General features: G+C 59.5%; 10 protein-coding genes. 5 read left to right on the top strand and 5 right to left on the bottom strand.

Annotation, left to right across the window (positions count from 1 at the left end):
* Positions 1 to 93: 93 nt before the first annotated feature.
* Positions 94 to 1,368 carry a uracil-xanthine permease family protein gene (locus tag ACW9IB_RS28965; RefSeq protein ID WP_457365403.1) on the bottom strand — a complete coding sequence of 425 codons (1,275 nt, stop codon included), beginning with the start codon at positions 1,366 to 1,368 and terminating at the stop codon, positions 94 to 96.
* Between the two features lie 2 nt (positions 1,369 to 1,370).
* Positions 1,371 to 2,009 (bottom strand): uracil phosphoribosyltransferase, encoded by a 639-nt coding sequence (upp, locus tag ACW9IB_RS28960; RefSeq protein WP_457365404.1) that lies wholly within the window; start codon positions 2,007 to 2,009, stop codon positions 1,371 to 1,373.
* Between the two features lie 164 nt (positions 2,010 to 2,173).
* On the opposite strand from upp, the gene ACW9IB_RS28955 reads away from it, so the two are divergent.
* The 3 genes from ACW9IB_RS28955 (at position 2,174) to ACW9IB_RS28945 (ending at position 3,771) form a co-directional block, all read left to right on the top strand.
* Complete coding sequence (locus ACW9IB_RS28955) at positions 2,174 to 2,731, top strand: hypoxanthine-guanine phosphoribosyltransferase (RefSeq protein ID WP_457365405.1); 558 nt, start codon at positions 2,174 to 2,176, stop codon at positions 2,729 to 2,731.
* A gap of 58 nt (positions 2,732 to 2,789) precedes the next feature.
* Positions 2,790 to 3,275 carry a hypothetical protein gene (locus ACW9IB_RS28950; RefSeq protein ID WP_457365406.1) on the top strand — a complete coding sequence of 162 codons (486 nt, stop codon included), beginning with the start codon at positions 2,790 to 2,792 and terminating at the stop codon, positions 3,273 to 3,275.
* A 208-nt stretch (positions 3,276 to 3,483) separates the two neighbouring features.
* Positions 3,484 to 3,771, top strand: a complete 288-nt coding sequence (locus tag ACW9IB_RS28945) for a PA4642 family protein (RefSeq protein ID WP_457365407.1) — start codon at positions 3,484 to 3,486, stop codon at positions 3,769 to 3,771.
* A gap of 102 nt (positions 3,772 to 3,873) precedes the next feature.
* On the opposite strand, the gene mqo is transcribed toward ACW9IB_RS28945, so the two are convergent.
* On the bottom strand, positions 3,874 to 5,382 hold the full coding sequence (mqo, locus tag ACW9IB_RS28940; RefSeq protein WP_457365408.1) for a malate dehydrogenase (quinone): 1,509 nt from the start codon (positions 5,380 to 5,382) through the stop codon (positions 3,874 to 3,876).
* A 723-nt stretch (positions 5,383 to 6,105) separates the two neighbouring features.
* Entirely contained in the window at positions 6,106 to 6,339 is a 234-nt protein-coding gene (locus tag ACW9IB_RS28935; RefSeq protein WP_457365409.1) for a hypothetical protein, read from the bottom strand.
* A gap of 182 nt (positions 6,340 to 6,521) precedes the next feature.
* Between ACW9IB_RS28935 and ACW9IB_RS28930 the strand changes: the two genes are divergently transcribed.
* A complete protein-coding gene (locus tag ACW9IB_RS28930) occupies positions 6,522 to 7,106 on the top strand; it encodes a YajG family lipoprotein (RefSeq protein WP_457365410.1) in 585 nt (194 codons plus the stop codon).
* A gap of 59 nt (positions 7,107 to 7,165) precedes the next feature.
* Here the strand turns inward: ACW9IB_RS28930 and ACW9IB_RS28925 are convergent, their stop codons facing one another.
* Entirely contained in the window at positions 7,166 to 7,375 is a 210-nt protein-coding gene (locus ACW9IB_RS28925; protein ID WP_457365411.1) for a hypothetical protein, read from the bottom strand.
* A 183-nt stretch (positions 7,376 to 7,558) separates the two neighbouring features.
* Here ACW9IB_RS28925 and ACW9IB_RS28920 point away from each other — a divergent pair, with 183 nt between their 5' ends.
* Positions 7,559 to 7,816 carry a hypothetical protein gene (locus ACW9IB_RS28920; protein ID WP_457416723.1) on the top strand — a complete coding sequence of 86 codons (258 nt, stop codon included), beginning with the start codon at positions 7,559 to 7,561 and terminating at the stop codon, positions 7,814 to 7,816.
* Positions 7,817 to 7,883: the final 67 nt, after the last annotated feature.

Raw genomic sequence — 7,883 nt, 5'->3', positions numbered from 1 at the left:
ACGGCATATCAGTCACGCATCTATCGACTGACACTCCGCTTTCGCGAGCAAGCCCGCTCCCACACAAGCCACCACACTGATTTGCATTGGCCGTTAGATCAACGGCTCATCCGACTTCTTGTTCTTCCAGCCATCATTGCCCGGTAGCAACAGGTTCAAACCAATCGCTACCACCGCGCACAGGGCGATGCCCTTGAGGCCGAAATCGTCCGGGCCGGTGCCAGTGCCGACCAGCACGCCGCCAATCCCGAACACCAGGGTGACCGACACAATCACCAGATTGCGCGCCTCGCCCAGGTCGATCTTGTGACGAATCAGCGTGTTCATGCCCACCGCGGCAATCGAGCCGAACAGCAGGCACAGGATCCCGCCCATCACCGGTACCGGAATGCTTTGCAGCAAAGCGCCGAACTTGCCGATAAAGGCCAGGCTGATGGCAAAGATCGCGGCCCAGGTCATGATCTTCGGGTTGTAGTTCTTGGTCAGCATCACTGCACCGGTCACTTCGGCGTAGGTGGTGTTCGGCGGGCCGCCAAACAGACCGGCTGCCGTGGTGGCGATGCCATCACCCAGCAAGGTGCGATGCAGGCCGGGCTTCTTCAGGTAGTCGCGACCGGTCACGCTACCGACCGCGATCACCCCGCCGATATGCTCGATTGCCGGGGCCAGGGCCACCGGAACGATGAACAGAATCGCCTGCCAGTTGAATTCCGGCGCGGTGAAGTGGGGCAGGGCGAGCCATGGTGCGGCGGCGATCTTCGCCGTATCGACCACGCCAAAGTAGAACGACATGGCAAAACCGACCAGCACGCCGGAAATGATCGGCACCAGGCGGAAAATGCCTTTGCCGAACACGGCCACGACCAGCGTGGTCAGCAGTGCCGGCATCGAAATCAGCATGGCGGTCTGGTAGTGGATCAGCTCGCTGCCATCACCGGCCTTGCCCATTGCCATATTGGCGGCAATCGGAGCCATGGCCAGGCCGATGGAGATCACCACCGGCCCGATCACCACGGGCGGCAGCAGCCGGTCGATAAAACCGGTGCCCTTGATCTTCACCGCCAGGCCCAGGAAGGTGTACACGAAACCAGCCGCCATCACCCCGCCCATGGTCGCTGCCAAGCCGAACTGGCCTTTTGCGAGAATGATCGGTGTGATGAACGCAAAGCTCGACGCCAAAAACACCGGCACTTGTCGTCCCGTCACCAGCTGGAACAACAGCGTGCCCAGCCCGGCGGTAAACAGTGCGACGTTTGGATCGAGGCCTGTGATCAACGGCATCAACACCAGCGCGCCAAATGCTACGAAGAGCATTTGTGCGCCAGACAGGATCTGGCGCCAAAGCGGGTCGTTGAATTCATCCTGCATGCTCACGCGTCCTTCTGCTTGGTGCCGAAGATCTTGTCCCCGGCATCGCCCAGGCCCGGGATGATGTAGCCGTGTTCATTCAGGCGCTCATCAATGGATGCGGTGTAGATCTGCACATCCGGATGGGCGTTCTCGACGGCGGCGATGCCTTCGGGGGCAGCGACCAGTACCATGGCGCGGATATCCTTGCAGCCGGCTTTTTTCAGCAGGTCGATCGTGGCAACCATCGAGCTGCCGGTGGCCAGCATCGGATCGATGATCATGGCCAGGCGCTCGTCGATTTCGGGCACGAGTTTTTCCAGGTAGGTATGGGCCTGCAGGGTTTCTTCGTTGCGGGCCACGCCCACGGCGCTGACCTTGGCGCCCGGGATCAGGCTGAGCACGCCTTCGAGCATGCCGATGCCGGCGCGCAGGATCGGCACCACAGTGATTTTCTTGCCGGCGATTTTCTCCACCTGGACGGGACCGGCCCAACCGGGGATCTCGTAGTTTTCCAGGGGCAGATCTTTCGTGGCTTCGTAGGTGAGCAACGCTCCGACTTCCTGAGCAAGCTCACGGAAATTCTTCGTGCTGATGTCGGCACGGCGCATAAGGCCGAGTTTGTGTCGGATCAGCGGGTGGCGGATCTCGCGAGTGGGCATGGGAAAGGCTCCGGCGGCGGGCAAAAAAACCGGCCTAGATTAATCTATCCGAGGGTGTTGTCCTATAGACATCTAGTACGTTAGTCCATTAACGCTTGCCCGGAGCGCGCTAGAAGCGTACCTTCGCCCGCTTTTCTTGCCACCGCACCCCCTTGGAGAGCGCCATGTCCGCTGATCTCGAGCATATCCGTCAAATCATGCGCGAGGCTGACTGCCTGTACACCGAAGCGCAAGTGGAAGAGGCGATCGCCCAGGTTGGCGCGCACATCACTCGCGAAATGGCTGACACCAATCCGGTAGTTTTCTGCGTAATGAACGGTGGGCTGATCTTCGCGGGCAAATTGCTGACCCACCTGCAATTCCCGTTGGAAGCCTCCTACCTGCACGCGACCCGTTATCGCAATGAAACCAGCGGCGGCGACCTGTTCTGGAAAGCCAAGCCGGAAGTTTCGTTCATCGACCGCGACGTGCTGATCATCGACGACATCCTTGATGAAGGTCACACCCTGGGTGCGATCATCGACTTCTGCAAACACGCTGGCGCGCGCAAAGTGCACACCGCTGTGTTGATCGACAAAGACCATGACCGCAAGGCCCGCCCTGACCTCAAGGCTGACTACGTCGGCTTGCCGTGCGTCGATCGTTATATCTTCGGTTACGGCATGGACTACAAAGGCTACTGGCGCAACGCCAATGGCATCTACGCCGTCAAAGGCATGTAACCCGCTTCGGTGCAGGGTGGGCATGCTAGAGTGCTTGCCCTTGCGTCTGGAGTCTTTCATGAGCCTGTTGATACGCACCTGCGCCGCCCTGGCGCTCACCGCCAGTCTTCCCCTGTTTGCCGCGCCCGCACCGATGCACAGCCAGTTCCTGCCGTCGGACGACATGACCCTGCGCGCCGAGACCCCGGAACAGCAACAACTGCTGCAAGTGACCGAGTATGCCGTGGTGGTGGGCAACCAGCGCCAGTCCAGCCAGCAGCCGATCCCGGTAACGTCGCCGCTGATGATGCGCCTCAAGGGCAAATCCCTGAACAAAGGCGCGACCATCGCCCAGGTAGTGCTCAATTTCGACGCCGAAAGCAAAAGCCTGAAAAAACCGGCCTACGACGACGCCAGTAAAACCCTGACCTTGTCCTATCCGGTCGCCCAGTACCGTGTGATCGTCGATCTGCTGCGCAATGAAACGGTGTATGTGCAATTCCTCAGTTACGCCAATGGGCATATCTGGGCGGATCTGCATACGGGCGTCGTGCGCGCCAAGTAATCAAGCTGCACAGATCCAGCCATGCAAATGCAGTCAATGTGGGAGCTGGCTTGCCTGCGAAAGTGTTGAGTCGGTGACAGATGAGCTGACTGTCCCACCGCAATCGCAGGCAAGCCAGCTCCCACGGGCGTGTTTGGTTGTTTTCGAAAATGGTGTCCGACAGGTAGACTTCAGGCCCCGTGTAAATGTCTGCAGGCTGGAGTCGGTAATGCGTAAAGATAAGAAACAGGTGATTGGCGACGAGATCGGTGACGATCAGATCAAGTTGTTCCTGGATTTCGAGCCAGTCGATGCGACTTCACCGTCCCTGCATAAGCTGATCAAGGCCTACCGTGGCCTGCGTATCGACGATTTCGAGCGGTTCCTGGGTTTTTTCAAGGAAGCGGGCCTGGACCTCGACGGCAAGGACGAGCGCGGCCAGACCTTCGTTGACCTGATCAAGGACCAGCGCAACGCGGACGAGTACATTGAACTGATCGAAAACGCTCGCGGCTGATTATCCAAGGCATAAAAAACGCCCCGTTCTCGTTCCGAGAGCGGGGCGCTCGTTCCCACGCTCTGCGTGGGAATGCCTCCAGTGACGCTCTGCGTCATAACCTCAAGCGTAGCTTTCAGTCTCGGCGGCAGGTGCAACCAGTTCCAGGCTGATGTTGTTCTGCGCGTTGATCTTGCGATACAGCTCGGCATCGGTCTCCAGGACCTTTTCCCGCGCCGGGAAGATTTCCTGCAGCTTCGCCGCCCACTCACCGGCAGCTTTCTGCGGGAAGCACTTCTCGATCAACTCCAGCATGATCGAAACCGTTACCGAAGCACCTGGGGATGCGCCCAGCAGGGCTGCCAACGAACCATCCTTGGCCGCGACCAGCTCGGTGCCGAATTGCAGCACGCCGCCTTTCTTCGGGTCTTTCTTGATGATCTGTACCCGTTGGCCAGCGACTTCCAGGCGCCAGTCTTCGGCTTTCGCTTCGGGGTAGAAGCGGCGCAGGGATTCCAGGCGCTGCTCCATCGACTGGCGCACTTCGCTGACCAGGTACTTGGTCAGGTCCATGTTGTCGCGGGCCACGGCCAGCATCGGGCCGATGTTGCCGGCGCGAATCGACATCGGCAGGTCGAGGAACGAGCCGTGCTTGAGGAACTTGGTGGTGAAACCGGCGTAGGGTCCGAACAGCAGGGATTTCTTGCCATCGACCACACGGGTGTCCAGGTGCGGCACGGACATCGGTGGCGAGCCCACGGCGGCCTGGCTGTAGACCTTGGCCTGGTGATGCTTGACCACTTCCGGGTTGTCGCAACGCAGCCACTGGCCGCTGACCGGGAAGCCGCCGAAGCCTTTGCTTTCTTCGATGCCCGAGGCTTGCAGCAGCGGCAGCGCCGCGCCACCGGCGCCGAGGAATACGAACTTGGCGTCCACTTCGCGGCTGTTGCCGCTGTTGACGTCCTTGATGCTCACGGTCCAGCCCGCGCCGTTGCGCTTGAGGCCAGTGACACGCTTGCTGTACTTGACCTGGGCATCGGCCGAACTGGTCAGGTGGCTGAGCAGTTGATTGGTCAGTGCGCCGAAGTTGACGTCAGTGCCGTTCATCACGCGGGTGGCGGCGATCTTTTCGTCAAGCGGGCGGCCCGGCATCATCAGCGGCATCCACTCGGCCATTTCGGCGCGGTCTTCGGTGTAGTGCATATCCGAGAACGCGTGATGCTGACTGAGGGTTTCAAAGCGCTTCTTGAGGAAGGACACGCCTTTTTCGCCCTGCACGAAGCTCAAGTGCGGTACCGGGCTGATAAAGGACTTGGACGAGCCAAAGGTGCCTTTTTTGGTCAGGTACGCCCAGAACTGCTTCGACACCTCGAACTGGGTGTTGATGTGCACGGCTTTCTTGATGTCGATGGAACCATCGCCCGCCTGCGGGGTGTAGTTCAGCTCACACAGCCCGGCATGGCCGGTACCGGCGTTGTTCCACGGGTTGGAACTCTCCGCCGCACCCGAATCCATCAGCTCAACGACTTCCAGCTTGAGGCCGGGGTCGAGCTCTTTGAGCAGTACGGCCAGGGTGGCACTCATGATGCCGGCCCCTACCAGTACTACGTCGACTGCTTCGTTATGCGCCATTTAACGCGTCTCCAAAATCTGCAGCACCAAATTGACGGCATGGCTGCCAGGAGTGACGGGGCGGTTCACGTGTTGCCCCGGGTTACCCATGGCCAGGATCGCCATGTCCGATTCGCAATTCTTTGCACCTTCAGCACACGCTTCCTGCCGGGCCAATTTGCCTATGAACGCATTCATGGGCGCCTGTGGCAATTCGACTTATGGTCAAAGCGCGTGATTCGTGCAACCAATCCGTAGCGGACAGGCTCAAGCTCCGGTTGTTGAGGCGTGCTCGGTCCTGTGTGGTTGGGCTGTTCCAGACGCTGATGGTGCTTGTACAAACGCCAAACTATTCATTTGCTCGCCACACTCTTGTGAAGTTGTGAAAACCCGTTTTTTCACGCTCTTTTGAAGACGTGAACCTCAAAAAAGGGCTGCCCCAGCCTGGCACCTGGCCCGAGATCCATGCCAACACGCGGCAGACGGGCAAACAACTCAAGTGGCCGAGCGCAATGGCAGCTCCGGCAGATTCGGCAAAGGTGGGCGGTTGGCAGGAAAAACAGCAAGCGCACCAGCTTCACTCGATCTGTGTGGGCGGCTCTCTGTGGGCGATTCATGGGTCAATGCCGAGGCATTGACGATGCTGCGAGGCCCGATCAGGAGACGTCCTTATAATCGGGGGGAGATTGTAGCGAAGAACGCTAGGGAAATGGGCGTGTTTTATGACTTTTATTAAGGCTTTGGTCAGGATGCCAGTGCGTGGCGTGGGTGCCCATGTACCGTCATCGAGTTCACCCGGGCACTGGCCGGCAGCGGGCGGTGCATCCAGCCCAGATGAGTCTCCGCCACTTCCACCCAGCCTTCGCCGACGGGTGGCAGGCTGCACTGCTTGAACGCCAGGCAATGGCCCCGTGCATCGAGCAAGGCATAGTGGCGATGACGCGCGTTGGGCATGAACAGCGATTTGAGGAGGCGCATGGCTTTGTACCTGTTACGTTACATGCTCGAAGATTGCCAGTGTGCCATGACATGGAAATGACGGATTTATGCAAAATTGTAATTTCAACGCGGCTTCAGCTGCCATTCAGGATGGCTGGTGAGCGGCGTGCGTGCACCGTTATACTGCTGGCCTGTTTGCGCCCAGTCCTGGAGAAATGAGTATGTTGCAACGCCTGTTGTTCGGTTTGATCACTGTGACCAGCTTGACCCTGGTTGGCTGCGCCAACAGCCCGCAACAACTCAGCCCGCAACCGAAGCTCACCACGCAGCTGGCGCCGGTGGGGCATGGTCAGCCGGTGTCGGTGCGTGTGGTTGACGGGCGTCCGTCGCCGACGCTGGGCTCCCGTGGCGGTCTGTACCCGGAGACCGCGCTGGTGTCGGTCAACGCTCAGGATGTGCTGCCCAAGCTGCAAGCCCAGGCCGAAGCCGCCGTGCGTCTGCTGGGTTTCACTCCGGCCAATTCGCCTGGCGCGCCCCAGTTGACCATCACCCTGGCCGAACTGAAGTACCAATCGCCTAAAGAAGGCCTGTATGTCACCGAGGCTTCCATCGGCGCGACCTTCAAGTCCGACGTCACCGCCGGCACCCGTCGCTACAGTGGTCGTTATGGTGCATCGCTGAATCAGCGCTTCGGCATGGCGCCGAACCAGGAAACCAACACCAAGCTGGTCAGCGACGTGTTGAGCGACGCCCTGACCCGTCTGTTCAAGGACCCAAGCATCGGCTCGTTGCTCAGCTCGCAATAACCGGCGCTTCACAAAAAACCGGGCCCCGAGAGGTGTCCGGTTTTTTTTCGCCTTCTGTTTTATGCCGCCGTGTCGATACAGAAGTCCAGCAGGCTCACACCCGTCAGCAGATCGGCTTCCGGCAGGTCGGCATGCTGGTGCCCGCCGAGGGCGCAGTACACTAGCCAGTGGCGGTCCTGGACGTTGAACGCGAGGCCGCCGATCAGCGCTTCCTGCTCGTCACTTTGAGTGACCCGATACAGCTGATCCTGGTTGTGCGCATGCAGCATGACAAGCTCCCGAGCGTTCGAAGGGCAACAGAGTGGCTTGTTAAGGTGACGTTCAGGTGACGATGTAAATTACTCGATACATTAAGCGTACAGGGGGGAGGGAGCATTTCTGGCGCATGAGGCCACTATCGTTCAGGTTTGTATCTGAAGTGATACCCAGACACTGATTCACCGAGGTTTGCGATGGCGCTGCCCGCACTGTTGATCAATGCTGTTGCTTTGGCGGTGGCCTTTCCGGCTGCCGCATTGCTGTTTGTTACCCGCCTGCGAGAGCAGCGTGCGATGGCCGAATTGACCGCGCAAAGCGAAGATCGCGCCATCGACCAGCCGATGTTATTCCTGGATGTACGCACCGAACGGGCGCACCGATTGGCCTACCGCATCGGGTTCGCCTGCCTGGGGCTGGCACTGAGCATTTCCTGGCTCAGCACCCATCTTTAAAAGCGCCACAAAACAAATGTGGGAGCGGGCTTGCTCGCGAAGGCGGTGTATCAGTCAAGCATGTATC

The sequence above is a fragment of the Pseudomonas sp. SDO524_S393 genome (genome assembly GCF_054071875.1).
This window is presented reverse-complemented; position numbering and strand designations above follow the sequence as displayed.

Bases quoted from the DNA above. Each gene is read 5' to 3' on its own strand.
- ACW9IB_RS28965 (WP_457365403.1), bottom strand. From the start codon at position 1,368: ATGCAGGATGAATTCAACGACCCGCTTTGGCGCCAGATCCTGTCTGGC.
- upp (WP_457365404.1), bottom strand. From the start codon at position 2,009: ATGCCCACTCGCGAGATCCGCCACCCGCTGATCCGACACAAACTCGGC.
- ACW9IB_RS28955 (WP_457365405.1), top strand. From the start codon at position 2,174: ATGTCCGCTGATCTCGAGCATATCCGTCAAATCATGCGCGAGGCTGAC.
- ACW9IB_RS28950 (WP_457365406.1), top strand. From the start codon at position 2,790: ATGAGCCTGTTGATACGCACCTGCGCCGCCCTGGCGCTCACCGCCAGT.
- ACW9IB_RS28945 (WP_457365407.1), top strand. From the start codon at position 3,484: ATGCGTAAAGATAAGAAACAGGTGATTGGCGACGAGATCGGTGACGAT.
- mqo (WP_457365408.1), bottom strand. From the start codon at position 5,382: ATGGCGCATAACGAAGCAGTCGACGTAGTACTGGTAGGGGCCGGCATC.
- ACW9IB_RS28935 (WP_457365409.1), bottom strand. From the start codon at position 6,339: ATGCGCCTCCTCAAATCGCTGTTCATGCCCAACGCGCGTCATCGCCAC.
- ACW9IB_RS28930 (WP_457365410.1), top strand. From the start codon at position 6,522: ATGTTGCAACGCCTGTTGTTCGGTTTGATCACTGTGACCAGCTTGACC.
- ACW9IB_RS28925 (WP_457365411.1), bottom strand. From the start codon at position 7,375: ATGCTGCATGCGCACAACCAGGATCAGCTGTATCGGGTCACTCAAAGT.
- ACW9IB_RS28920 (WP_457416723.1), top strand. From the start codon at position 7,559: ATGGCGCTGCCCGCACTGTTGATCAATGCTGTTGCTTTGGCGGTGGCC.